Annotated in this window: 22 protein-coding genes and 1 pseudogene; 14 read left to right on the forward strand and 9 right to left on the reverse strand. The window is 58.8% G+C overall.

All coding sequences use genetic code 11. From position 1 onward, the window contains the following. Positions 1 to 219 (reverse strand): annotated as a pseudogene (locus tag AC2FIR_RS15155) (hypothetical protein); the annotation flags it as partial. A gap of 54 nt (positions 220 to 273) precedes the next feature. Continuing rightward, the gene (locus tag AC2FIR_RS15160; protein ID WP_496746955.1) at positions 274 to 915 is read right to left on the reverse strand and encodes a uroporphyrinogen-III synthase; all 642 of its coding nucleotides are present in this window, start codon (positions 913 to 915) and stop codon (positions 274 to 276) included. Between the two features lie 169 nt (positions 916 to 1084). Between AC2FIR_RS15160 and tsaD the strand changes: the two genes are divergently transcribed. The 5 genes from tsaD (at position 1085) to AC2FIR_RS15185 (ending at position 5318) form a co-directional block, all read left to right on the forward strand. Further along, positions 1085 to 2182 (forward strand): tRNA (adenosine(37)-N6)-threonylcarbamoyltransferase complex transferase subunit TsaD, encoded by a 1098-nt coding sequence (gene tsaD / locus AC2FIR_RS15165; protein ID WP_496746957.1) that lies wholly within the window; start codon positions 1085 to 1087, stop codon positions 2180 to 2182. After that, positions 2179 to 3141, forward strand: a complete 963-nt coding sequence (locus tag AC2FIR_RS15170) for an NAD(P)H-dependent glycerol-3-phosphate dehydrogenase (RefSeq protein WP_496746958.1) — start codon at positions 2179 to 2181, stop codon at positions 3139 to 3141. The genes tsaD and AC2FIR_RS15170 overlap by 4 nt, the downstream gene beginning before the upstream one ends. Position 3142: 1 nt before the next feature. Continuing rightward, the gene (locus AC2FIR_RS15175; protein ID WP_496746960.1) at positions 3143 to 3412 is read left to right on the forward strand and encodes a YciI family protein; all 270 of its coding nucleotides are present in this window, start codon (positions 3143 to 3145) and stop codon (positions 3410 to 3412) included. After that, a complete protein-coding gene (locus AC2FIR_RS15180) occupies positions 3412 to 3834 on the forward strand; it encodes an EVE domain-containing protein (protein WP_496746961.1) in 423 nt (140 codons plus the stop codon). The genes AC2FIR_RS15175 and AC2FIR_RS15180 overlap by 1 nt, the downstream gene beginning before the upstream one ends. A 440-nt stretch (positions 3835 to 4274) precedes the next feature. Beyond that, the gene (locus AC2FIR_RS15185; RefSeq protein WP_496746962.1) at positions 4275 to 5318 is read left to right on the forward strand and encodes a hypothetical protein; all 1044 of its coding nucleotides are present in this window, start codon (positions 4275 to 4277) and stop codon (positions 5316 to 5318) included. A gap of 241 nt (positions 5319 to 5559) precedes the next feature. On the opposite strand, the gene AC2FIR_RS15190 is transcribed toward AC2FIR_RS15185, so the two are convergent. Continuing rightward, entirely contained in the window at positions 5560 to 5901 is a 342-nt protein-coding gene (locus AC2FIR_RS15190; protein WP_170807098.1) for a DUF2853 family protein, read from the reverse strand. 191 nt (positions 5902 to 6092) lie between these two features. Here AC2FIR_RS15190 and AC2FIR_RS15195 point away from each other — a divergent pair, with 191 nt between their 5' ends. Further along, the gene (locus AC2FIR_RS15195) at positions 6093 to 6740 is read left to right on the forward strand and encodes a DUF899 family protein (RefSeq protein ID WP_496746964.1); all 648 of its coding nucleotides are present in this window, start codon (positions 6093 to 6095) and stop codon (positions 6738 to 6740) included. Between the two features lie 51 nt (positions 6741 to 6791). On the opposite strand, the gene ahcY is transcribed toward AC2FIR_RS15195, so the two are convergent. Together ahcY and AC2FIR_RS15205 are read right to left on the reverse strand one after the other, a co-directional pair. Beyond that, the gene (gene ahcY, locus AC2FIR_RS15200) at positions 6792 to 8180 is read right to left on the reverse strand and encodes an adenosylhomocysteinase (protein WP_496746965.1); all 1389 of its coding nucleotides are present in this window, start codon (positions 8178 to 8180) and stop codon (positions 6792 to 6794) included. A 101-nt stretch (positions 8181 to 8281) separates the two neighbouring features. Beyond that, the gene (locus AC2FIR_RS15205) at positions 8282 to 8596 is read right to left on the reverse strand and encodes a hypothetical protein (RefSeq protein ID WP_170612824.1); all 315 of its coding nucleotides are present in this window, start codon (positions 8594 to 8596) and stop codon (positions 8282 to 8284) included. A gap of 206 nt (positions 8597 to 8802) precedes the next feature. On the opposite strand from AC2FIR_RS15205, the gene AC2FIR_RS15210 reads away from it, so the two are divergent. Continuing rightward, positions 8803 to 9396 (forward strand): HD domain-containing protein, encoded by a 594-nt coding sequence (locus AC2FIR_RS15210; RefSeq protein ID WP_496746966.1) that lies wholly within the window; start codon positions 8803 to 8805, stop codon positions 9394 to 9396. A gap of 28 nt (positions 9397 to 9424) precedes the next feature. Here the strand turns inward: AC2FIR_RS15210 and AC2FIR_RS15215 are convergent, their stop codons facing one another. From AC2FIR_RS15215 to AC2FIR_RS15230, 4 genes are all read right to left on the reverse strand, one after another. Then, entirely contained in the window at positions 9425 to 9820 is a 396-nt protein-coding gene (locus AC2FIR_RS15215) for a DUF805 domain-containing protein (RefSeq protein WP_170612820.1), read from the reverse strand. A gap of 84 nt (positions 9821 to 9904) precedes the next feature. Further along, positions 9905 to 10399: a lactoylglutathione lyase family protein gene (locus AC2FIR_RS15220; RefSeq protein ID WP_170612818.1), complete on the reverse strand. Its 495-nt coding sequence runs from the start codon at positions 10397 to 10399 to the stop codon at positions 9905 to 9907. 131 nt (positions 10400 to 10530) lie between these two features. Beyond that, positions 10531 to 11085 (reverse strand): ActR/PrrA/RegA family redox response regulator transcription factor, encoded by a 555-nt coding sequence (locus tag AC2FIR_RS15225; protein ID WP_170612816.1) that lies wholly within the window; start codon positions 11083 to 11085, stop codon positions 10531 to 10533. 76 nt (positions 11086 to 11161) lie between these two features. Continuing rightward, positions 11162 to 11782, reverse strand: coding sequence for an SCO family protein (locus AC2FIR_RS15230; protein WP_496746968.1), 621 nt, complete (start codon positions 11780 to 11782; stop codon positions 11162 to 11164). Positions 11783 to 11873: 91 nt separating this feature from the next. Here AC2FIR_RS15230 and regB point away from each other — a divergent pair, with 91 nt between their 5' ends. From regB to addA, 7 genes are all read left to right on the forward strand, one after another. Continuing rightward, positions 11874 to 13271, forward strand: coding sequence for a sensor histidine kinase RegB (gene regB / locus AC2FIR_RS15235; protein WP_170612813.1), 1398 nt, complete (start codon positions 11874 to 11876; stop codon positions 13269 to 13271). 64 nt (positions 13272 to 13335) lie between these two features. Continuing rightward, positions 13336 to 14844 (forward strand): PAS-domain containing protein, encoded by a 1509-nt coding sequence (locus AC2FIR_RS15240; RefSeq protein ID WP_170619066.1) that lies wholly within the window; start codon positions 13336 to 13338, stop codon positions 14842 to 14844. A gap of 41 nt (positions 14845 to 14885) precedes the next feature. Beyond that, positions 14886 to 15359, forward strand: a complete 474-nt coding sequence (tsaE, locus tag AC2FIR_RS15245) for a tRNA (adenosine(37)-N6)-threonylcarbamoyltransferase complex ATPase subunit type 1 TsaE (RefSeq protein WP_170612809.1) — start codon at positions 14886 to 14888, stop codon at positions 15357 to 15359. Continuing rightward, positions 15356 to 16360, forward strand: a complete 1005-nt coding sequence (locus AC2FIR_RS15250; protein WP_480912198.1) for an aminoglycoside phosphotransferase family protein — start codon at positions 15356 to 15358, stop codon at positions 16358 to 16360. The genes tsaE and AC2FIR_RS15250 overlap by 4 nt, the downstream gene beginning before the upstream one ends. After that, positions 16357 to 17043, forward strand: coding sequence for a nucleotidyltransferase family protein (locus tag AC2FIR_RS15255; protein WP_170612805.1), 687 nt, complete (start codon positions 16357 to 16359; stop codon positions 17041 to 17043). The genes AC2FIR_RS15250 and AC2FIR_RS15255 overlap by 4 nt, the downstream gene beginning before the upstream one ends. Then, positions 17036 to 19963, forward strand: coding sequence for a double-strand break repair protein AddB (gene addB / locus AC2FIR_RS15260; protein WP_496762626.1), 2928 nt, complete (start codon positions 17036 to 17038; stop codon positions 19961 to 19963). The genes AC2FIR_RS15255 and addB overlap by 8 nt, the downstream gene beginning before the upstream one ends. Further along, the gene (gene addA / locus AC2FIR_RS15265; protein ID WP_496746972.1) at positions 19960 to 23319 is read left to right on the forward strand and encodes a double-strand break repair helicase AddA; all 3360 of its coding nucleotides are present in this window, start codon (positions 19960 to 19962) and stop codon (positions 23317 to 23319) included. The genes addB and addA overlap by 4 nt, the downstream gene beginning before the upstream one ends. The last annotated feature ends 16 nt before the right edge of the window (positions 23320 to 23335 follow it).

Raw genomic sequence — 23335 nt, forward strand, 5'->3', positions numbered from 1 at the left:
TTCGGCTTCGGCTTCGGCTTCGGCTTCGGCTTCGGCTTCGGCTTCGGCTTCGGCTTCGGCTTCGGCTTCGGCTTCGGAAACTACGTCGTTCGGCTGGTCAGCCGCGTCAAGGGGCTTACTGTCCGGTTGATCTGTGGCTTCAGTTTCGACGCTGTCGGCAATATCTTCCGACTTAGGGTCTTTCTCCGGCTCCTGATCGGATTTCTTTTTACCAGCCACCGTCACATTCCCCTTATCGATTCCAAAAAATCCTGAACAACAGACCTGACCAAGTTAATCCGTGCTCTCTTTTCCCTCAACCCGCATCGCGTGTTTCACAAGCTTTTTCACGGCTTTCCGCATTTTCCCGGGCGTCGGTTGTTTCGCAACCTTCAGCCGGGCATAGTCCAATGCATAAAGCGGTTCAGCCGTCGCTTCGCTGATTGCCGCCAGCCATAAAGGGGCAGAACCGGACCAGATATCGGCAAATTGTCGCGCCGAGCGGGGGGAAAACAACGGCGCAATGATCGGATCATCGTTGTGCACCATTTCCTCGGCCTCGGACGACAGCGGCAGCAGCTTTTGCTGATAGACCGGCTGCTCATGCACGGTCAGGCCGGATTCGGTCAGCCGCTCGGCGATATTGCCCCGGCTGTGTTCCCCTCGAAGGTGCAGCAATGGGGTCTGCGGCCTGATTTGCAGCAGATATCCCATCAATTCCTCTGCCGTCTGCCCCGCCATCCGGGCAGTCCATCCTGCGGACAGGGCCGCGGACGTTGTTGCGGGACCGATGCAAAAGGCGGGAAGGTTCCGCGTTACGCCCAGCGACGCCGCAGCATTGACCCCGTTTGCGGAGGTGAAGATCAACCCGCGCATTCCCTTTGTGTTAACCTGAACGGCAAGCGGCCTGATATCCAGAATCGGGGAGTAAATCACTTGAACCCGCGATCTGACGCGGTTTGGCAACTGCGCAACAAACCTTTCGGATGCGGCGTGAGGGCGGGTCATCAACAAATACAACTATCGGCGCCTTCGGCCTTGGGATTGTTTGCGTCCGCGCAGGGTGATACCCCGCTTTGCAATCATGATGCAACGGATCAGGCCAATGGTGCAAACACTTACCGTTCTGGGGCTGGAAAGCAGCTGCGACGATACGGCCGCCGCCGTGGTGCGCCAGACGGAGGGTGCGCGGGCCGAAATCCTGTCCTCTGTCGTGCATGGCCAGACAGAGCTTCACAGCGCCTTTGGCGGCGTCGTGCCGGAAATCGCCGCGCGGGCCCATGCTGAAAAGCTGGATGTTTGCGTGGCGCAGGCCCTGAACGAATCCGGCCTGAACCTTCGCGATATGGACGCGATTGCGGTGACGGCCGGCCCGGGACTGATTGGCGGGGTAATCTCGGGTGTCATGTGCGCCAAGGGGTTGAGTGCTGCAACCGGCATACCCCTGGTTGGGGTCAACCACCTTGCCGGGCATGCTCTGACACCGCGCCTGACCGACGGCATTGCATTTCCCTACCTGATGCTGCTGGTGTCGGGCGGGCATTGCCAATATTTGATCGCCCATGGCCCTGACCAATTCACCCGTTTGGGCGGCACGATCGATGATGCGCCAGGGGAAGCGTTCGACAAGACCGCCCGATTGCTGGGACTGCCGCAACCCGGCGGCCCCTCGGTCGAGGCTGAAGCCCGTATGGGCAACCCGGACCGGTTCCGCTTTCCCCGGCCCTTGCTGGATCGTCCGGGCTGTGATCTGTCATTCTCGGGCCTGAAAACCGCATTGATGCGCATGCGGGACCAGATCGTAAGTGAAAAAGGCGGCCTGACCCGTCAGGATCGCGCCGACCTGTGCGCGGGCTTCCAAGAGGCCGTCGTCGATACTCTGGCGGAAAAGACCCGTCGGGCGATTACCCACTATCTCGACGAAAAGCCATCTGAACCTGTCATTGCAGTGGCAGGGGGTGTGGCGGCCAACAGGGCAATTCGGGCAACGTTAGAGACTGTTTCCGCGGAAACCGGCGCCCGGTTCACGGCACCCCCAATGAACCTGTGCACGGACAACGCGGCCATGATCGCCTATGCCGGGCTGGAACGGTTCCGCAGTGGCGCACTTGACGGAATGGACCTGACCGCCCGCCCGCGGTGGCCATTGGACCAAACCAGCCCGGCCATGCTGGGAAGCGGCAAGAAAGGCGCCAAGGCATGAGCGTTTCAGTCCTTGGATCGGGCGCGTTTGGTACAGCGCTGGCCGTGTCACTTGCCGGGAATGGCCCTGTGACGCTCTGGTCGCACTCGCAGGATCAGGCGCGGGCCATGCAGGACGGGCGCGAGAACGCGAAACGCCTTCCCGGCATTCAGCTCGGCCCGAATATCGCCGTGACGTCGGATATCAAAGTCGCTGCCGGCAACGATGTTCTGTTGCTGGCCGTACCCATGCAGCAGCTTCGCGCAGTCATCACGGAACATGCACCTTTGTTGCGGCACAAGACGCTTGTGGCCTGCTGCAAGGGGATTGAACTGACAACCGGACTTGGACCGGTTTCGGTCACCCGCCAGACCGCCCGCGATGCAAGACCCGCTTTGCTGACTGGTCCCAGCTTTGCCGACGACATCGCGCGCGGCTTGCCCACCGCGCTGACGCTGGCCTGCGATGAGGATGAACCGGGCCAGCACCTGCAACACGCGCTTACAACGACCAACCTGCGCCTGTATCGGACAACTGATCTGATCGGCGCCGAATTGGGTGGGGCGCTAAAGAACGTGATGGCCATCGGTTGCGGGGCCTGTATCGGCGCCGGTCTTGGCGACAGTGCTCGCGCGGCGCTGATGACACGGGGGTTCGCGGAAATGCAGCGCTTCGCGGCCATGCGCGGCGCACGGCCCGAGACCTTGATGGGCCTGTCGGGATTGGGGGATCTGGTCCTGACATGTTCATCCGAGTTGTCGCGAAACTATCGTTTTGGCCTTAGTTTGGGCCGAAACGACAGTTTCGACCCCGGAACAACCGTGGAAGGTGTGGCCACTGCAAAAGCCATGTCCGGCATTGCCCAGGCCGAGGGGCTGGACATGCCCATCAGTACAACAGTGGCGGAACTCAGCCATGGTGAATACAGTGTAACCAAGGCGATTCAATCGCTGCTCAATCGCCCTTTGAAGGAGGAATAATATGCTGATCGCTCTGATCGCCCGCGACAAGGACGGGGCGCTGCAAACGCGACTGGACAATCGTGCTGCGCACCTGGCCTATATCGAAGAAACCGGCGTTGTGGCCCAGGCCGGTCCGCTTATGAACGGCGACGCGATGATTGGTTCGCTGATCATTCTGGAAGTTGAAGATCTGGCGGCCGCGCAAAGCTGGGCCGACAACGATCCCTATGCCAAAGCCGGGTTGTTCAAATCGGTCGAACTGGTTCCCTGGAAGAAGGTAATCGGCTGATGGCGTATTGGCTGTTCAAATCCGAACCTTCCACCTGGAGCTGGGATCAACAGGTCGGCAAGGGCGAGACCGGCGAGGAATGGGACGGCGTGCGCAACTACCAGGCCCGCAATTTCATGCGTCAGATGGCCTTAGGCGATCGCGGCTTTTTCTATCATTCGCAGAAAGACAAGGCCATTGTCGGCATCGTCGAAGTCTGTGCCGAGGCGCACCCCGATAGCACGACGGATGACGACCGTTGGGATTGCGTAGATATCAAAGCCGTTCGCCCTTTCGAGACTGCAGTCACACTGGATCAGATCAAGTCGGATGAGCGTCTGGCCGAAATGGTTTTGGTCAAAAACTCCCGACTTTCCGTGCAACCGGTCACGGAATCGGAATGGGACGCCATTTGCGCGTTGGGGCAAACCCGCCCTGATTGAAACGCTTCTTGGGCCTAAACCTTCTCAAGCGACCTCCAAAATGCTATAACCCAATGGAATTCGCCTGTTGGGGGCATCTCGGTTGTGGTTTTGGCGATACCTTAATTTCTGGTGTTGTTTGTTCATAGTTTGATCTTGTTCGAAAGTCTGAGCCCATGTCTGACGCCAGAGGCAGTACTGGGAAGTCCAAGCCGCGAAACCCAAAAAATTGGGAGGCGCGACTTGAAGAGGCGCGAAAGCAGCGGCGGAAGGCGCTGGCGCGTACGAATGGGTCAGCCCCCAGGAATGGCGTAGCCAAAATTCCAACTGTCGCACGATCAAAGGATATTGCGCAGGCAATCCCGGAACCTGCGCCCGATCCAGCGGTTTCGGAACCTGTCCATCCGGAAGTTCGACCAAATAAGAAACGCAATCGCGGCACGACAAGGCTCCTGCTTGTTGTGCTTATCGCAATGACATGCGGCGCGGCCCTGCAATGGGGCGGCGCCAAGGTCACCACCAAATGGTCTCAGGCTGCTGAAGATGAAGCCATTCTGGACGCGGCGCTGGGCGATCCCGATTTGCCCGCTGAGGTTGCTGCCCCCGAGAATGAGCCTCCGGTCAGGATTGCCGCACCGGACACTATTGCAACTGAACCGCCGGCCTCCCGAAAAAAGGTGTACCCGCGAAGCCAAGTGGCCAGCATCAACCTTCCCGGAGCGGAACTGATGCCCCTTCAACGAGGGAGCCCTGCCTTTTCCAACAGTGTTGCACAGCTGGATCCCAAGTTGTCTGCCCTGTCTGAAGAAGCGCAAAGCGTGCCTGCGCCTCAGGAAGACCAGAGTCCCCCGACCGATCAAGTCGAAGCAGTCGTGGTCGAAACCCCGGTCGTCGAAGACGCCATTGTAGAAGCCGCAGTTATCCAAGACGCAGTTGTTGAAGACCCAGTGGTTCAAGACGCAGTTGCCGAAGATGCAGTTACCCCAGACGCAGTTATCGATGATGCTGAAATTGCAAAAGCAGAGGTTGAAAGCCTGCCCGATGAACCGCAGGTCAGCTTGGTGGCGTTGAACCCTGATCCGCCAGTCAGCACGATTGCCGAGCCTGCATTGCCCGATGAAGTACTGCCTGATTCAAGACCTGAACTGGATATCGAGGTCGCGCTGATTGTGCCGACCCGAGTGTCAGAGGATGCGCGAAACGTGGCGCTGAAAGTTCTGGCCGACGGTGAAGCCAATGTGGTGGCGTCCGCCCGGGTGGGATATTCTGTCAAGGAAACCCAGGTTCGGTTCTATCACCCGAACGATGCGGAAATGGCGGCACTGACTGCGAAAGCCTTGGGTGCAATTTCCCGAGACTTTACGGATTCCAACGTTAAAACCAGGCCCGGACGCATTGAGGTGTATCTGGCTGGACGTGGCGGCGGCAGCAGTAAAAGCGACGGCGACGAAAAACAAACCAGATTTGACCAGTTCATCGCCCGCCTGTTGGGCGGCGCAAACTAAAATATGCGGGAAGGTTCCGACGATGCAGAACCTTCCCTACCCCACGTGCTCCCAACTCACCACACGTGTATAGAATTCTTGGCTCTGACCGTCCTGGTCCTGAACTGAACTGAACCTACTCGGTTTCTTGCAGGTCGTTCAACAATCAAGTGTTTAGAATATAAGTAAAACTAAGCACACCCGCCGTAAGATCAGCGGGTGTCGATTCCCGTTCAGGCGCAATCAGATTCGGAATCCGGGATCAGCCGTAGACCGACTCTTTGCCGAAATGCTTGGTCAGCATGTAATAGACGACGGCTCGGTATTTGTTGCGCTCGGACATGCCATAGGTTTCCATGGCCTTGTTGATCGCTTCCATCAGTTCCGGACCATCGGACAGGCCAAGTTTCTTGATCAGGAAATTGTTCTTGACTGTTTCCAACTCGCTTTCCTGGCTGGCAGCCACGGTCGCGGCGTCTGCGTCATAAATGGCGGGACCACATCCAATCGTAACCTTGGTCAGCAGGTCCATGTCCGGGTCCATGCCGCATTTGGATTTCAGGTCATCGGCATACTTGGCGATCAGGTCGTCGCGTTTTCCCATTTTCGTCTCCTGTTAGATGTTCATGTCCTGTCCATTCAGCACAGCACATACGGTAGCGGGCGTGGAGATTTGCACAAAGGGAAAAAAACCGCGCTTTCCCCCCTAAGGTAAACGCCGTTGGATGAGCAGGGGTTGATCGAAACGCGGCTTTTATTTAACATGTCTGTTAAATAATGAAAGCGGAGGTAGCAATGACCGTATCCCTGCCAAACGAAAGTTCCGAATATCGCAATGCCAGGAATGCTTTGTTGACGGCTGAAACCGAGCTAAGAGCGCAGATCGAATCCGTCGCCGCCATGCGACGCGGCCTGCCAAAAGGCGGGCAAGTTCCAGACGACTATGCGTTCAGGTCGTTGGACGGTGAAGCCACGAAGATGTCTTCATTGTTTGGCGAACATGACACACTTGCCATCTATTCTCTGATGTACGGGCCGAATGCCACCAGCCCTTGCCCGATGTGCTCGGCATTTCTGGATGGGCTGAACGGGCAAGTCGCCCATATCCGAAGGAAAATATCGATTCTGGTCGTAGCCGAGAATACGCCTCAGAAGCTGGCAGCGTTAAAGACGCAGATGGGCTGGAATGACCTGCCCTTGTTTTCAGCGCTTGGTACGGGATACCAGCGTGACTATCTGGCTGAAACGGAAGACGGTAATCAACTGCCGATCCTGAACGTGTTTCAACGGGATCAGGACGGAATTCATCATTTTTGGGGATCCGAGCTGTTCTTTGAGCCCAGCGACTGGCATCCGCGGCACATAGATGCGGCATGGCCGCTTTGGAACATCCTGGATTTCACACCGCAGGGTCGCGGAGATTTCATGCCGCCACTACGCTGAAACAAAAGACGGCGGCCGGATCGACCGCCGTTTTCCTGAGTTTCGCCGCAATCAGTAGCGGTAATGCTCGGGCTTGTAGGGGCCTTCCGGCTTTACGCCGATATACGCCGCCTGCTCGCTGTCCATCTGGGTCAGCTTCACACCGATCCGGTCCAGATGCAGGCGCGCAACTTTCTCGTCCAGATGCTTGGGCAGGATGTAGACTTCGTTTTTGTATTGGTCACCCTTGGTGAACAGTTCGATCTGCGCCAGAACCTGGTTGGTGAACGAGGCCGACATCACGAAAGACGGGTGGCCGGTGGCGTTGCCGAGGTTCAGCAGGCGACCTTCGGACAGCAGGATGAGACGGTTGCCCGAGGGCATCTCGATCATGTCCACCTGTTCTTTGATGTTGGTCCACTTGTGGTTTTTCAGGCTGGCCACCTGAATTTCGTTGTCGAAGTGGCCGATGTTGCCGACGATGGCCATGTCCTTCATCTCGCGCATATGCTCGATGCGGATCACGTCCTTGTTGCCGGTGGTGGTGATGAAAATATCTGCCGATGCAACTTCGTCTTCCAGCAGGGTCACTTCGAACCCGTCCATGGCGGCCTGCAGCGCGCAGATCGGATCAACTTCGGTGACTTTCACACGGGCGCCTGCACCGCGCAGCGAAGCCGCCGAACCTTTGCCTACGTCGCCATATCCGCAGACCACGGCGACCTTGCCGGCCATCATGGTGTCGGTGGCGCGGCGAATGCCGTCGACCAGCGATTCCTTGCAGCCGTATTTGTTGTCGAACTTCGACTTGGTGACCGAGTCGTTCACGTTGATCGCCGGGAACGGCAGATGGCCGTCTTTCACCAGCTGATACAGGCGGTTCACACCAGTGGTGGTTTCTTCGGACACGCCCTGGATCTGGTCGCGCATCTTGGTGAACCAGCCCGGGCTTGCCGCCATACGCTTGGCAATCTGCGCCTTGATGACTGCTTCCTCTTCCGAACCCGGAACCGGGATGATGTCCTCTCCCGCTTCGGCACGGGCGCCCAGCAGGATGTACAGCGTCGCATCGCCGCCGTCATCCAGGATCATGTTGGGGCCGTCTTCGAACAGGAAGGATTTGTCCAGATAATCCCAGTGCTCCTCCAACGTCTGACCTTTGATGGCGAAGACGGGGATGCCCGCCTCGGCAATCGCGGCGGCCGCGTGATCCTGGGTCGAGAAGATGTTGCACGATGCCCAGCGCACATCGGCGCCCAGCGCAACCAGCGTTTCGATCAGAACGCCGGTCTGAATGGTCATGTGCAGCGAACCGACAATGCGCGCACCGTTTAGCGGCTTGGCTTCGCCATATTCCGCACGCAAGGCCATCAGGCCCGGCATCTCGGTTTCGGCAATATCCAGCTCCTTGCGGCCAAACCCGGCCAATGAAATGTCTTTGACGATATAGTCCCCGGCCATCAGGTGCTCCACTCCGGTAAATCACGAACCGGAGTGCCCTAGCATTCCTTTATGCAGGTGGCAACTTGGATAGCCGGAAACAGGGAGTTATGCCGTCAAAATCAGCTTGGCGTACCCTCAGGCTTGATAATCGGGATCGCCTCGAAGAAATCTGTGCCAACGGCGACAATACAGGTAATGCCATTGGCCTGTGTCACCAGAACGGTATAGCTGCCTGTTTCCTTTGAGGTCCAGACCTCCATGACCGATTGCGCACCGCGCGATTTCTGCAAACCGCCAAAGGCGAGTTCCTCGGCATATTTGTCCTGCAGATTGGAAATCACGTGTTCGCGCACTGCGCAGCTTTGGGCCAACACCGGCGGCGCTGTCGCGGCCATGCCGAATGTCAGGGCTATTGAGAACAATCGCTTGAACATGACAAGCTCCTTTCGTTACGGGTTTCGTTACGAGAGGGGCACACCGGGAGGAGCGCGTGCCCCCCTCAGTTCTTTATGTCGGGATTGACTGTCATTCCTTCAAAGCACGAATGCTCAAGAAAACGTTGGCAGCCAGTGATCCAGACAGGTACATCATACCCTAAAAATGAGGCGCAATCGCGGCGGGTCGCGAGAGGTATGGTATAATGGCAACACAACCCCGGGCATGGCAGAGGATGCTGTCAGGTCGGCGTCTGGATCTGTTGGATCCGACGCCCGTGGACATCGAAATCGAAGATATCGCCCACGGACTTGCGTTTGTGGCCCGCTGGAACGGGCAGACGGACGGAGATTTCGCTTATTCCGTGGCCGAACATTCGCTGTTGGTCGAAGAGTTATTCGGCCGGATTGTCCCCAAGGCACCGGCAAAATGGCGGCTGGCTGCTTTGTTACATGATGCGCCCGAATACGTGATAGGAGACATGATTTCCCCGGTGAAATCTGCCGTAGGGCCGGATTACGGCGCGCTGGATGATCGACTGGCTGCTGCCATCCACATCCGGTTCGGCCTGCCTGCCGAGGTGCCGAAAACAGTGAAACGGCAGATCAAACGGGCGGATAAGATCAGCGCCTGGATGGAGGCAACGCAGATCGCGGGATTTTCCGAGGCTGAGGCGACGAAGTTCTTTGGACGACCGGACAGGGCGGTCATAGAAGGTTTGGAAATCCGGTTGCGCCCGCCGGTTGAGGTTCGGCGGGCGTATTCTGCGCGTCACGAGGAACTTTTAAAGAAACTGTAGCCCAAATCCCCGTATTCCACCTGGAACTTCAAGGGAAAGTGTCAGGTTCTCCAAACTGGTTTAAACCACTCTCGCTTGGCTGAATGTAGAAGTAGATCAAAACCAAGGTTCCGATTAGCGGAATGAAGGCAATCAATAACCACCAAGCGGTTCGCCCGATGTCGTGCAAACGTCTGGCCCCGATCGCCACATTGGGAAGCAACAGCCCAAGTGACACCAAAACTGAGAGCGGCTGGCCCGCGCTCGGTTCAAACGCGCCAAATCCAAGCATCGGCGCGATCAATGCACCATCGACAATTCGCGTCACCAAAAGAACAAGAAATACGGCCAGGACCCACCACCAAAAGGTCGCGCGCGAAGCGCGACCGTGGAAGTTGGCGTAATTTGACAGTGCCCGCCGAAATGCCGTCGAAAGATTATTCATGCCGCCCTCCGCAATTGGACGGTATTCACATATCACTTTTTCTTGTTATTTGATATGCAGACGTCTGTGCGGCCGCCGACAAACCTATACGTACGCGCCCGCCGAATAAGTCAGTTCGTACGAGTGGCTATAAAGTTCAAATACGTTCCCAAACGGGTCTTCCATGTAGACCATTCGATAAGGCTTTTCGCCAGGATAGTATTTTCGGATCTGGCTCATGCGTTGTTTTCCGCCTAACTCTTCTATGATCTTAACCCGCTCTTCCAGATTGGCGTCTTGCACGCAGAAATGAAAAAGACCGCGACGCCAATACTCAAACGGCCGTTCCTCTTCGATCGTGTTCGGAAACTCAAAGAGTTCAATGCCGGTTCCATCCCCCATCGACAGGTGGGCAATGCGGAATGAACCCCAGCCTTCACCAAAAACATCGTCACACATCTGGCCTATGGCGCTGTCGTCATGCAGCACTTCGGTGGGTTCCATGAGGACATAAAGCCCAAAGGCCTTGGAGTAGAACTCGACCGCTTTTTCAAGGTCCGGAACGGTTATTCCGATGTGGGAAAATGTTAGTGCAGACATCTTTGGAAACTCCTCGTTCAACAGCAAACAAGAGGAAGGGTATCAGCAGCCCTTGCCAATACCTTCCGAAATAGTGCGCTTGTTTGAATTTCCACATCCAGAGAAGGGCGAATGCCAGCTTAGGTTCGATCTTAACGCGGGCTGCGCTTCGCCAAAATCCGCTGCAACGTTCGGCGGTGCATGTTCAGCCGCCGTGCTGTCTCGGAAACGTTCCGGTCGCACAGTTCATACACCCGCTGGATATGCTCCCAGCGGACGCGGTCCGCGCTCATGGGGTTTTCCGGGGGCGGGGGCAGTTCGTCGCCCTTGGCCAGCAACGCGTTGGTGATGTCGGTAGCATCGGCAGGTTTCGACAGGTAATCGGTCGCGCCGATCTTCACAGCGGCCACTGCAGTCGCGATCGCACCATATCCGGTCAGCACCACGACCCGGCTGTCGGGGCGCTTTTCACGCAGCACTTCAACCACATCCAGGCCGTTGCCATCCTCGAGCCGCAAATCGACCACGGCATAAGCCGGGGGCCGAGCGGTGGAAATGGCGCGCCCTGCCGCGACCGAGCCTGCGGTTTCAACTTCGAATCCGCGTTTTTCCATTGCTTTGGCCAGACGTCTCAGGAACGGCTCGTCATCATCGACCAGAAGCAATGATTTATCGGGCCCGATATCATACTGAGGACTGTCCGCCATATTCCGCTCTTTCCGCTGTTTCCTGCCTTCGGCCTAGCACTAAGTCATAGCAGCGCCATGACAAAGGTCAAACCGATCACGTCTGATCCAGAAAGCAGCCGACCTTGTCAGCAATCTGCTCCGCAGTGTCGTCACGTTTGAAAAACTCAAGGAACCCGTCCTCGGGCGTGACCAGATAGGTGAAGGTCGAGTGGTCGACCAGGTAATACTCGTCACTTTTGTCCTGCGCCTTGTAATAGGTCTTGTAGGCCTTGCTGGCGGCCTTGACCTGTTCGGGCGAGCCGGTCAGCGCGATCATCCGTTCATGCAGGTTAAAGGCATAATCCCCGACCACTTCGGGCGTGTCGCGATCCGGGTCGATCGAGATGAACAGGGGTGTCACAGACTGCCCGCGCTCGGCCAGAATGTCGATCGCTTCGGCATTGCGTGACATGTCAAAGGGGCAGACATCGGGGCAGAACGTATAACCGAAATAGACCAGTGTCGGTTCGGTGATCACGTCCTTGTCTGTGACAGTAGCGCCATGCGCGTTCACCAATTCAAACGGCCCGCCAATGGCTGCTGCGCCACTGGCGATCTGGCTGGACCGGCATTGGGCAAACTTGTCGTCCGACGCTGAACCCTGCACCAGCAGCCAGACGGCGCCCAATCCAACGGCAAGAATGACGGTAGCGAGAATGGCGTAAAGGCGGATCATGACGTTATCCTGATACCAGAGGGGTTGTTGATCGTTTCGGTCGGGACACCTATCAACATGAGGAACCGGTGCAATAGGACATAATTGACCCATGGCAGATTCCAACATCACCTTTTGGCATGGTCAGGAACGCAGCAGCTGGATCCGGTTGCGCACCCTGATACTGTTGCGCTGGGTCGCCATCGTCGGACAGATCACGGCGATCACCGTGGCGCAGCAAACCTATCATGTGCAGCTCGAGGCCGGTTTGTGCTACCTGGCCATAGGCGTTTCGGTCATGGGCAACCTGACCGCCATTCTTCTGTTTCCCCGCAGCAAACGCCTGTCGGAGTTTGAGAACTTTCTGATGGTGCTGTTCGATCTGCTGCAACTGGCCTTCCTGTTGTACCTGACCGGCGGGCTGAACAATCCGTTCGCCTTGCTACTGGTCGGCCCGGTGACGATCTCGGCCAGTGTCATGAGCACCCGTTCCACCCTGATTGTCGGGGCCGTGGCAATCGTCCTGACCACGCTGCTGGCCGAGTTTCACCTGCCCTTGCGCACCAATCTGGGGCTCGAATTGCGAATCCCCGATATCCTGCTGTTCGGCAACTGGGCGGCGATCGTGATCGCCATCGTTTTTCTTGGCGCGTATTCGCACCGGGTCAGTTCCGAGGTGCAGTCCATGTCCGAGGCGCTTTCGGCCACGCATATGGCCCTGGCGCGTGAACAAAAACTGACGGATCTGGGGGGTGTCGTGGCTGCTGCGGCGCATGAGCTGGGTACGCCGCTTGCCACAATAAAACTGACCAGTTCCGAGCTTTTTGAAGAGCTCGACGACAGGCCGGATCTCAAAGAAGACGCCGCCCTGATCCGCGAACAGGCCAACCGGTGCCGCGATATTCTGCGCAATATGGGTCGGGCAGGCAAAGACGACCTGCATCTGCGCCAAGCGCCGCTTTCGACCGTCACTTTTGAAGCGGCCGAGCCACATATCAACCGGGGCAAACAAGTACATTTTGCCGAAGGCCCTGCGCAGGGTGGCGATGTCCAGCAGCCCTCGATCCTGCGAAAGCCCGAGATCATCCACGGATTGCGCAACCTGATTCAGAACGCAGTGGATTTCGCCCGCGCCAATGTCTGGGTCGAGGCCGAGTGGACCGAAGACAGGATTACCGTCAACATCATGGATGACGGGCGCGGATACCCCTCGCAGATGATCGGACGCATCGGTGATCCGTTCATGCGGCGGCGCAGGACCGAAACCGATCAGCGGACCCGCCCGGAATACGAAGGGATGGGCCTGGGTCTGTTCATCGCGAAAACCCTGCTTGAGCGCAGTGGGGCGGAGCTGGAATTTGCCAACGGATCCGACCCCTACCAGTCGCTGACCGACAATCCCGAACGGCGGGGTGCCATCGTCAAAGTATCGTGGCCGCGCAACCTGATTGACGCGCAGACCGGGGATACGCCGGTACCGTCCGGGCTCAACCAGCCGATCGAGGTGTGAGTTAAGAAACCGTTAACCAATCAAGACCATAGTCCGGCCCAACTTTACTGGTGTCGGAGATCATATGGCCGACTGGATCATCCTTGTCGCAATCAGTCTGGTTTCATCCTGTTTCGCAGTGCAGTGGCTGTTGCCCCGCAAGGCGCAATACGATGCCAGTTTCGGACTGGCTTCGCCTTCGTCTTTGTTCGACACCGTCTTCCTGTTTGACGAAAGTCGCCTGATCAGCCACTCGGACATCGCTTTGACAGGGTTCGACAAAGTCGCCGAGTGGGGCGATCTGCGCCGGTTGCTGCATCGGGATTTCCCAACCTTTCCCGAAACGCCGGATTGCGTCCGAAGCGCCGGGACGCTGGTGGTCCCGGCGATCGATTGCACGGTCGGGCGCGAGGTGGTGTGTGAATGGATCGACGGCGTTGTGCGGGTTCAGTTGCGGGAACAGTGCAATGCCCCCACCCATGTAAGACGCGACGCCAATGACCCGATCCGACTTGCCATGGATCAGGCCCCCTATCCGGTTTGGCTGCTGGATCATCAGGCCAGCGTCCGGTGGTGCAACGCAGCCTATGTTTCACTGGTTCGAAAAGTGCGCGGACAGGACGCCGATTTAACAGACCCTCTGTTTCAAACGCTGGCCGATGATATGCGCCTGAATACCAGGATCCGGGTTTCTGCAGACGTCAAAGAAAGTGACAGCAAACTTTGGTTCGATCTGACGCTGGTCGATCACGCCGAAGGGCGGCTGTGCTATGCCGTTGACATAAACGCCATTGTCGCCGCCGAAAACACGCAGCGCAAATTCGTTCAGACGATGACCAAGACCTTTGCCCAGCTGTCCATCGGTCTGGTCATCTTCGACCGCAACCGGCAACTGGCCCTGTTCAATCCGGCCCTGATCGACCTGACCACCCTGCCCCCGGATTTCCTGAGTTGCCGCCCCAGCCTGTCAAGTTTCTTTGACCGACTGCGCGATCAACACATGATGCCCGAACCCAAGAATTACCGCAGCTGGCGCCGCCAGATGAATGATCTTCTGGAAGCCGCCGAGGACGGGAATTATCAGGAAACATGGTCTCTGCCCTCCGGGTCCGTCTATTCGGTCAGCGGGCGGCCTCATCCTGACGGGGCGGTTGCGTTTCTGTTCGAGGATATCACCGCGGAAATCACGTTGACCCGAAGGTTCCGTTCGGAAATGGACCTGATGCAATCGATCCTGGACAAGCTCGCAGATGCAATTGCGGTGTTTGCCGATGACGGGACGCTGGCCTGCACGAATGATGCCTATCGCGTGTTGTGGCAGGACACAGGCCAGACCGGATTCGAACCGGAATCGGTTCTTGAGGTCACACGGCGATGGCAACAACGCTGTGCTGCAACGCCCTTGCTGGGCGAGATCCGTGATTTTGTTGAAATGCGAGACAATCGGGCCGAATGGTCCGGCGAGCTGTTCATGCGCGACGGAACGCACATCCTTTGCACCGTCAGTCCGATGCAGAATGGCGCAACCATCGTGCGCTTTGCGGACGGGAAAACCGTCAGCAAGCCTATGGTGCGACAACAGATCAGCGCCTGAACCGGGTTGCAGCCGAACGGGCGCAGGTTCATTGTGGCGCCATGACACGAACCCCACTCTCGATCACCTTGAATTCGCCGGAAGAAACTGCGGGCTTCGCAACCCGGGTCGCAGCCGGCTTGGCGCCGGGCGACACCCTGTTGCTGGAAGGTGAGATTGGCGGCGGCAAGACTCATTTTGCCCGCAGTCTGATCCAGTCCTTGATGGATGTACCCGAAGACGTACCCTCGCCGACTTTCACGCTGGTTCAGGCCTATGACACCCCGGCCGGAGAAATCTGGCATTGCGATCTGTACCGGTTAAGTGCCGTGGAAGAGATCGAGGAGCTGGGCCTGACCGAGGCATTCGACACTGCAATCTGCCTGATCGAATGGCCCGAGAAACTGGGTCCGCTTATGCCTGACGCGGCCCTTGCGTTGAAATTTCGCACCGACCCTGATTTACCCGACACAAGACACCTGACCCTGTCCTGGTCCGACCCGAAATGGGCACCCAAACTGGAGACCGCTGCATGACCAACCGCGCAGTGCTGGCCAAAGCGCTGATTGAGCAAACACCCTGGGCCAACGCCTCACGCGCAGCATTGGCAGGTGATGCGTCAAATCGCCGTTATGAGCGCCTGACAGACCCGGATACCGGGCGCACGGCCGTATTCATGGACGCCCCGCCGGACAAGGCCGAGGATGTCGCGCAATTCGTGCGCGTCGCGGAATATCTGAGGTCAAACGGTCTGAACGCACCCGAAATCTATGCCGAAGACATGGAGTTCGGGTTTCTGCTGCTCGAGGATCTGGGCGACGATCTGTTCGCCCGTGTTCTGGAAAAGAACCCCAAACAGGAACTTGCCTTGTACGAGGCCGCAACCGACGTTCTGATCCATCTTCACAACGCGCCGACACTGTCTTTGCCGTCGTACGGGCCTTCGCTGATGACCGAGCTGGCCGCGTTGTCCTTTACCAAATATGCACAAGGCATTCTGGGTTCGCATGACGAAGACGCGCGCGACCTGTTTGAACGCCGGTTCCAGGATATCCTGCACCGCGAAACTTCGGGCGCGAAAGTTGTTGTGTTGCGGGATTATCATGCAGAAAACCTGATCTGGATGCCCGATCGGGACGGTTTGCACAAAGTGGGTTTGCTGGATTTCCAGACCGCCATGCTGGGCCATCCCGCCTATGATCTGATGTCGCTGTTGCAGGATGTGCGCCGTTCAGTCTCGCCGGGTACCGAAATGCGCATGGTCAACCGGTACATCGCCGCAACCGGAATGGATGATCACGATTTCCGCACCGCGTACAGCGTTCTGGGGGCACAGCGGAACCTGCGCATTCTGGGCGGGTTCGCGCGTCTGGCGACCGAATATGGCAAACCGCACTATGTCGATCTGATCCCGGCCACGTGGTCGCATCTGATGCGGGACCTCGAGCACCCGGCGCTGGTATCAGTGGCTGATCTGGTGCGCGAATCCCTGCCCGCGCCGACACCCGAAAACCTGGCCAGGCTAAGACCGCAATGACCCGACCGCCCGAAGCTGTCATGCTGTTCGCCGCCGGGTTTGGTACCCGTATGGGGGCATTGACCAAAGACCGGCCCAAACCGCTGATCGAAGTTGCCGGCAAACCGCTGATCGATCACGCACTGGATCTGGTTAACGATCTTGGCCCTCAGCGTGTCGTTGCCAATCTGCACTATCATGCGGATCAGCTCGCGGCGCACCTGGCTCCTCGGGGGGTATTATTGTCGCGGGAATCGCCAGAAATACTGGAAACCGGTGGCGGATTGCGGGCGGCTTTGCCTTTGTTAGGGTCTGATCCGGTCTTTACTCTGAACACCGATGCAATCTGGTCGGGGCCGAACCCGCTGACATTGCTGCGCGCAGCATGGGACCCTGACCGAATGGACGCTCTTTTGATGTGTATTCCGATCGCGCAGACAATCGGACATTCTGGATCGGGCGATTTTGCGGCAGACGAAACAGGACGCATCACGCGCGGCGGAGGGCTGGTATATGGGGGTGCTCAGATCCTTCGAACGGACGGTTTGCACGGGTTTCAGCAACCGGCCTTTTCGCTGAACCTGTTGTGGGATCAGATGCAACAGCAGGATCGTCTGTTCGCCCTGACCTATCCTGGTCGCTGGTGCGACGTTGGCCGCCCCGAAGGCATCGCAATGGCCGAAGGGTTGCTGGACAATGTTTGAACCCGGCATCCTGCCCCGTGTTTTTGCGGTTCCGCCCGGGGCAGACTTTCCAAAAGTTCTGGTGCAGGGGTTAAGGGCGCGCAGTGCGGATCTTCCGCCCGAAGCGCTGGCGCGGGTGCAACTGGTGGTGAATACCCGCCGCATGGCCCGCCGCGTGAGGGACTTGTTCGATCAGGGACCGCCCTGCCTGTTGCCAAGAATCTCGCTGGTGACAGATCTGGGGGAATCGGTTGATCTGGCGCAGGTGCCTCCGGCCATTCCAGCGCTGCGTCGGCGACTGGAACTGACCCAGCTGGTGGCGAAACTGCTGGACCAACAACCCGATCTGGCGGCAAGGTCTTCCATCTTCGATCTGGCGGACAGTCTGGCCAGCCTGATCGACGAAATGCAGGGCGAAGGCGTTTCGCCCGACGCCATCCGGCAACTGGATGTCAGCGACATGTCCGGCCATTGGGCCCGCGCACAGCAATTCTTTGGCATCGCCGATCGATTCATCAACACCGGCGAAGACACCCTGGACGCGCAGGCACGGCAACGGCGCGTCGTCAATAACCTGATTGACCGCTGGCGGAACGACCCGCCCGAACACCCCATCATTCTTGCCGGGTCAACCGGATCGCGTGGCACGACCCTGATGCTGATGGAAGCCGTCGCAAGGCTGCCACAAGGCGCGCTGATCCTTCCGGGCTTCGATTTCGATCAACCGAATGAAGTCTGGGAAGGACTGGATGAGGCGCTGACCTCGGAAGATCACCCCCAGTTTCGGTTTCGAAAGCTGATGACCCTGCTGGGTTTGACACCCGGCCAAATCACCAGTTGGACCGCCGACCAGCCACCCTCACCCGCGCGCAACAAGCTGATTTCACTGGCATTACGCCCGGCACCCATCACCGACGCGTGGATGACAGAGGGCCCGCGACTGACCGATCTGGCCGGTGCAACACGGGATTTGACCCTTGTCGAGGCCGCATCCCCCCGGTGCGAAGCATTGGCCATCGCGCTGCGGTTGCGCGAGGCGGCGGAAACCGGCCAGACCGCCGCCCTGATCACACCTGACCGAATGCTGACCCGTCAGGTCAGTGCCGCGCTGGACCGCTGGAACATCCTGCCGGATGACAGCGCCGGCCTGCCCCTGCAACTGTCGCCGCCCGGTCGGTTTCTACGCCACGTTGCCGGATTGTTCGTCCGACGACTTGAGGGTGAGGCCCTCCTGACCCTGCTCAAACACCCGCTGTGTCATGACGGCGCCGAGCGAGGGGCGCATTTGCTTCATACCCGCGATCTGGAACTGGATCTGCGGCGGTACGGCCCGCCGTTCCCCGACAGTACAAGTCTGAGCGCATTTGCGATCCGCAAGGATGTTTCGGACGACTGGGTGCTCTGGGTCACCACTCATTTCTGCGATCAGGTGGTTGCAGGTGAGCGTCCGTTGGCGGAATGGGTGGAAAACCTGCGCGCACTTGCCGAAGCGATTTCTGCGGGCAGTAAGGGCGACCCAGGCACATTATGGGACAAGAACGCTGGCCAAAAGGCCTTGTCCGTTTTGACCGCGCTGGAGAACGAGGCCCCATATGGCGGCCAGATGAACGCCCATGATTTCGCCGATCTTCTGGGCGCGTTGCTGGCAACGGAAGAGGTGCGCGACCGGGACGCGCCGCACCCTCATATCATGATCTGGGGCACCCTGGAGGCACGCGTGCAAGGCGCTGACCTGCTGATCCTTGGCGGGTTGAACGAAGGCAGCTGGCCCGAGGCCGCCGCCCCTGATCCGTGGTTAAACCGGCAAATGCGTAGTCAGGCCGGTCTGCTGCTGCCCGAGCGTCGCATTGGACTGTCAGCCCATGATTTCCAGCAGGCCGTCGGCGCGCCCGAAGTGTGGCTGACCCGGGCAACCCGGTCGGATGACGCGGAAACCGTCCCGTCGCGCTGGCTGAACCGTCTGACCAACCTGTTGCAGGGCCTGCCGGATCAGGGTGGGCCCGATGCCCTGTCCGAAATGCGGGCGCGCGGCCAAAGCTATCTGCGTTGGAGCGAAACGCTGGAACGCGCGCCCGATATCGCTTCGGCGCATCGCCCCTCGCCACGTCCCCCGGTTGCCGCACGTCCGCGCCGTTTGAGCGTCACCGAAATCAAGCGGCTGATCCGCGATCCTTATGCCGTGTACGCCAAACACGTGCTGCGGCTGAGGCCGCTGGACCCACTGGTACAGGCTCCGGACGCGTTGTTGCGCGGCATTGTCATTCACGAAATCCTGGAGCATTTCATCGAAGACAGTGTTCTGGATTCCGCCTTGCTGACGCGCGAGAATTTCCTCAAACGCGCAGCGACGTTGCTGGACCGGCACGTCGCGTGGCCGACTGCGCGGAAACTTTGGCTGGCGCGTCTGGAAAGGATCGCCGACGCATTCCTGCTTGCCGAAACCGGGCGGCGAAGCGATGGCGGACCAGTGGCCTTCGAAACGGCAATGAAGCTGGTTCTTGCACCGCTGGACTTCACGATCGCCGGGCGCGCCGACAGGATTGATCGCAACAGCCGCGGCGCCCTGCGCATCATCGACTACAAAACCGGTGTGCCGCCGACCGAAAGCCAACAGGCCAAATTCGACAAACAGCTTCTCATCGAGGCCGCAATGGCCGAGCAGGGCGGCATCGAAGGATTCGACCCCTTGCCAGTGGCCGAGGCGGCGTTCATCGGTATGGGCGGCACCTACAAAGAGGTGCCCGCGCCGCTGGCCAAGGAACCTGCCGACAAGGTTCTGGCCGAGCTGAAAGAGCTCATTTCAGCTTATTTAGAGCCTGATCAGGGCTTCTCGTCGCGCCGGATGCTGCACAAGGACACTGATATTGGCGACTATGATCATCTGGCGCGGTTCGGGGAATGGGATCGCACTGACGAAACGGTGCCCGAGGACCTGACATGAAAGCCCGCAACGATGCAACCGAACGGCAGGTGCAGGCCGCGCGACCCGATGCCTCGACCTGGCTTGCGGCCAACGCGGGGTCCGGCAAGACGCGGGTTTTGACCGACCGGGTGGCGCGGTTGCTGCTAGGCGGCGTGCAGCCGCAGCATATCCTGTGCCTGACCTACACCAAGGCCGCCGCCAGCGAGATGCAGAACCGGTTGTTCAAACGCCTTGGCGAATGGGCGATGTTGGGCGATTCGCAGTTGTTGGCGCAACTGACCGAACTGGGGGTTCCGGGCATCATTGACCCCGGGCGGCTGGCGCAGGCCAGAACCCTGTTCGCGCGTGCCATCGAAACACCTGGCGGGTTGAAGATACAGACGATCCACTCATTCTGCGCATCGCTTCTGCGGCGCTTCCCGCTTGAGGCTGGCGTCAGCCCCCAGTTTGCCGAAATGGAAGACCGCGCAGCCGCCCTTTTGCGGGAAGAAATCATCGAGGACTTCGCAGAAGGTCCACAATCCGGGTTGGTCGAAGACATTGCCCGGTTTGTCACGGATACTGGTTTCGACAAGTTGACGGCCGCCATCACGCAAAAGAGGAACCTGTTTTCTCATCCTCTGAATTGGGACGCGCTGCTGAAACGCTTTGACCTGCCGCCTGGTTTCGACGACGACGCCCTGTCGCGCAGCGTCTTTCTGGGCGGTGAGGTCGAGCTGATCCAGTCACTACTGCCTGCGTTGACCGAAAGCGGCGGCAACAATGCCAAGGCGGCGGCCAAGCTTACAGGATTCACCGAGGCGCGGATTGGGCATCTGCCGCTACTGGAATCCGTTTTGGTGACGGGAAAAGGCGCAAAGGAGCCCTTTACCGCCAAAATCAACAGCTTCCCGACCAAGGCTCTGCGCGAGGGCGCCCTTGCGGACCGGATGCCACAGCTTGAGGCGCTGATGCTGCGTGTCGAAGCCGCGCGGGAAAAGCGGCTGGCATTGACGGCGGCGCAGAAATCGCGGGTTCTGCATCGTTTCGCGTCCGCTTTTCTGCCGGAGTACGAAAGACGCAAGCAATTGCGCGGCTGGCTGGACTTTGATGACCTGATCCTGCGCGCGCGCCATGTGCTGAACGATCCGGCCGTGGCGGAATGGGTGTTGTATCGATTGGATGGCGGCATCGACCATATCCTTGTGGACGAGGCACAGGACACAAGCCCGGATCAATGGGATGTGGTTGAAAAACTGGCACAGGAATTCACCAGCGGGGAAGGGGCCCGGTCCGGGGTCGAACGTACGATTTTTGTAGTCGGTGACAAGAAACAGTCGATCTATTCCTTTCAGGGCGCCGACCCGCAGGCCTTTGACCGGATGCAGGCGGAATTTGGGCGAAAACTCCAAGAATCAGGCTCTAAACTGTGGGATTCAACACTTGAATTCTCGTTCCGGTCCTCCAGCGCCATTCTGACGCTGGTCGATATCCTGTTTAAGAACAAGACCGATGCAGGGTTTCACAAGGACTCGCTGCACCGCGCCTTCAAGGCAGATCTTCCCGGTCGCGTCGATCTGTGGCCGGTCGTGGAAAAGGTCGAGGATGAAGAGGACGGCGACTGGACCGATCCGGTCGACCGGCCCGGCGCACGCCATCACACAGTCATTCTGGCGGAACAGGTGGCACATTCGATCAAAGGCATGATTGAAAGTGGTGAAACCATTCCGGAAGATGGCGAAGACCCAGGCAGCTTTGTACGTCGACGGATTGAACCGGGCGATTTCCTGATCCTGGTGCAGCGCCGCTCGGACCTGTTTGCCGAAATTATCCGCGCCTGCAAGGCACAGGGCTTGCCCATCGCCGGGGCAGATCGGCTGAAGGTCGGGGCGGAACTGGCGGTCAGGGACCTTGCCGCGTTGCTGAGTTTTTTGGCCACGCCCGAAGACAGCCTGTCACTGGCCACGGTTCTGAAATCCCCGTTGTTTGGATGGTCGGAACAGCAGCTTTTTGATCTGGCGCACCGCCGGTCCGAGGAGTTTCTGTGGGCAGCGCTTCGCAGGCGGGCAGATGAGTTTCCCGAAACCTGTGCCGTTTTGAACGATCTTCGGGCTCAGATCGACTTTCTGCGCCCCTATGACCTGATCGAGCGTATCCTTACTCGCCATGACGGACGGCGCAAACTGCTGGGCCGTCTGGGGGCTGAAGCCGAGGACGGTATCAACGCGCTTTTGTCGCAGGCGCTGGCCTACGAGCGGACGGACATTCCCAGCCTGACCGGATTTCTGGTCTGGATGCAGACCGACGATCTGGAAATCAAGCGCCAGATGAGCGGTGTGGGCAACATGATCCGCGTTATGACCGTTCATGGCTCAAAAGGGCTGGAAGCCCCCATCGTGATCCTGCCGGACACCGGCAAGCGGCAACCGCCACGCGATGCCGAGATCATGGTTGCGGATGATTTGCCCTTGTGGAAAGTCCCCTCGGACGCATCGCCTGTGCTGATCTCCCAGGCGCGAAACACGGCTCGGGAACGGGAAGAAAACGAACGGCTGAGATTGCTGTATGTGGCTCTGACACGGGCCGAAAAGTGGCTGATAGTGGCTGCGGCTGGCGATGTGGGACCGGCGGACGGCAGTTGGTATCAAATGGTCAAGGGCGCAATGGAACAGGCGGGCGCCACCCGACTGCCGGGAACAGACACACTCAGGCTGGCGCATGGCGACTGGGACGGACTGGCTCTGACGGAACAGGAGCAGTACGTGGCAAGCACAACGGACTTGCCGCAGATGTTTCTGCAGCCCGCCGGGGAAGCACCCAAAACAGCGGAGACAATAAGCCCTTCTGATCTGGGCGGTGCCAAGGCTTTACCCGGTGATGCTGGTCTGGACGAAGACGCCGCCAAGCTGCGCGGAACGCAATTGCATATGCTGCTCGAACACCTTCCATCCGTTTCTCAGGAACGCTGGGCTCAGCTTTGCGCCCGCCTACTGCCTGATATGCACGAAGCGGAGAGGCTGGAGCTGATGGCAGAGGCAACGCGCGTGCTGACCTGCGACCAGCTATCCTTGGTGTTTGCGCCAGATACATTGGCCGAAGTTCCGATCTCGGGCGAATTGAACGGCCAACGGATGCACGGTGTCATTGACCGCCTGATCGTGACGGAAGCCGAAGTTCAGGCGATTGATTTCAAATCGAATTTCACTGTCCCTGACACTGCAGAGCAATGCCCCGAAGGCCTGTTGCGCCAAATGGGCGCCTATGCCTGCGCGCTGTCGCAGATTTATCCCGGGCGCACTATCCGTACCGCGATCCTTTGGACCCGAACCGCCCGGCTCATGTGGCTGCCACACGATCTTGTGACAGATGCTCTGACCCGCTCCCGCGTATCTTGACGTTGCCTGCATCGGC

It is taken from the genome of Ruegeria sp. CDSB136 (assembly GCF_059610965.1).

Bases quoted from the DNA above. Each gene is read 5' to 3' on its own strand.
- AC2FIR_RS15220 (WP_170612818.1), bottom strand. From the start codon at position 10,399: ATGTCTGCACTAACATTTTCCCACATCGGAATAACCGTTCCGGACCTT.
- AC2FIR_RS15240 (WP_170619066.1), top strand. From the start codon at position 13,336: ATGGCCGACTGGATCATCCTTGTCGCAATCAGTCTGGTTTCATCCTGT.
- AC2FIR_RS15205 (WP_170612824.1), bottom strand. From the start codon at position 8,596: ATGTTCAAGCGATTGTTCTCAATAGCCCTGACATTCGGCATGGCCGCG.
- AC2FIR_RS15255 (WP_170612805.1), top strand. From the start codon at position 16,357: ATGACCCGACCGCCCGAAGCTGTCATGCTGTTCGCCGCCGGGTTTGGT.
- AC2FIR_RS15250 (WP_480912198.1), top strand. From the start codon at position 15,356: ATGACCAACCGCGCAGTGCTGGCCAAAGCGCTGATTGAGCAAACACCC.
- AC2FIR_RS15190 (WP_170807098.1), bottom strand. From the start codon at position 5,901: ATGGGAAAACGCGACGACCTGATCGCCAAGTATGCCGATGACCTGAAA.
- AC2FIR_RS15175 (WP_496746960.1), top strand. From the start codon at position 3,143: ATGCTGATCGCTCTGATCGCCCGCGACAAGGACGGGGCGCTGCAAACG.
- AC2FIR_RS15225 (WP_170612816.1), bottom strand. From the start codon at position 11,085: ATGGCGGACAGTCCTCAGTATGATATCGGGCCCGATAAATCATTGCTT.
- AC2FIR_RS15210 (WP_496746966.1), top strand. From the start codon at position 8,803: ATGGCAACACAACCCCGGGCATGGCAGAGGATGCTGTCAGGTCGGCGT.
- AC2FIR_RS15195 (WP_496746964.1), top strand. From the start codon at position 6,093: ATGACCGTATCCCTGCCAAACGAAAGTTCCGAATATCGCAATGCCAGG.
- AC2FIR_RS15215 (WP_170612820.1), bottom strand. From the start codon at position 9,820: ATGAATAATCTTTCGACGGCATTTCGGCGGGCACTGTCAAATTACGCC.
- AC2FIR_RS15170 (WP_496746958.1), top strand. From the start codon at position 2,179: ATGAGCGTTTCAGTCCTTGGATCGGGCGCGTTTGGTACAGCGCTGGCC.
- AC2FIR_RS15180 (WP_496746961.1), top strand. From the start codon at position 3,412: ATGGCGTATTGGCTGTTCAAATCCGAACCTTCCACCTGGAGCTGGGAT.
- ahcY (WP_496746965.1), bottom strand. From the start codon at position 8,180: ATGGCCGGGGACTATATCGTCAAAGACATTTCATTGGCCGGGTTTGGC.
- tsaD (WP_496746957.1), top strand. From the start codon at position 1,085: ATGGTGCAAACACTTACCGTTCTGGGGCTGGAAAGCAGCTGCGACGAT.
- addB (WP_496762626.1), top strand. From the start codon at position 17,036: ATGTTTGAACCCGGCATCCTGCCCCGTGTTTTTGCGGTTCCGCCCGGG.
- addA (WP_496746972.1), top strand. From the start codon at position 19,960: ATGAAAGCCCGCAACGATGCAACCGAACGGCAGGTGCAGGCCGCGCGA.
- AC2FIR_RS15230 (WP_496746968.1), bottom strand. From the start codon at position 11,782: ATGATCCGCCTTTACGCCATTCTCGCTACCGTCATTCTTGCCGTTGGA.
- tsaE (WP_170612809.1), top strand. From the start codon at position 14,886: ATGACACGAACCCCACTCTCGATCACCTTGAATTCGCCGGAAGAAACT.
- regB (WP_170612813.1), top strand. From the start codon at position 11,874: ATGGCAGATTCCAACATCACCTTTTGGCATGGTCAGGAACGCAGCAGC.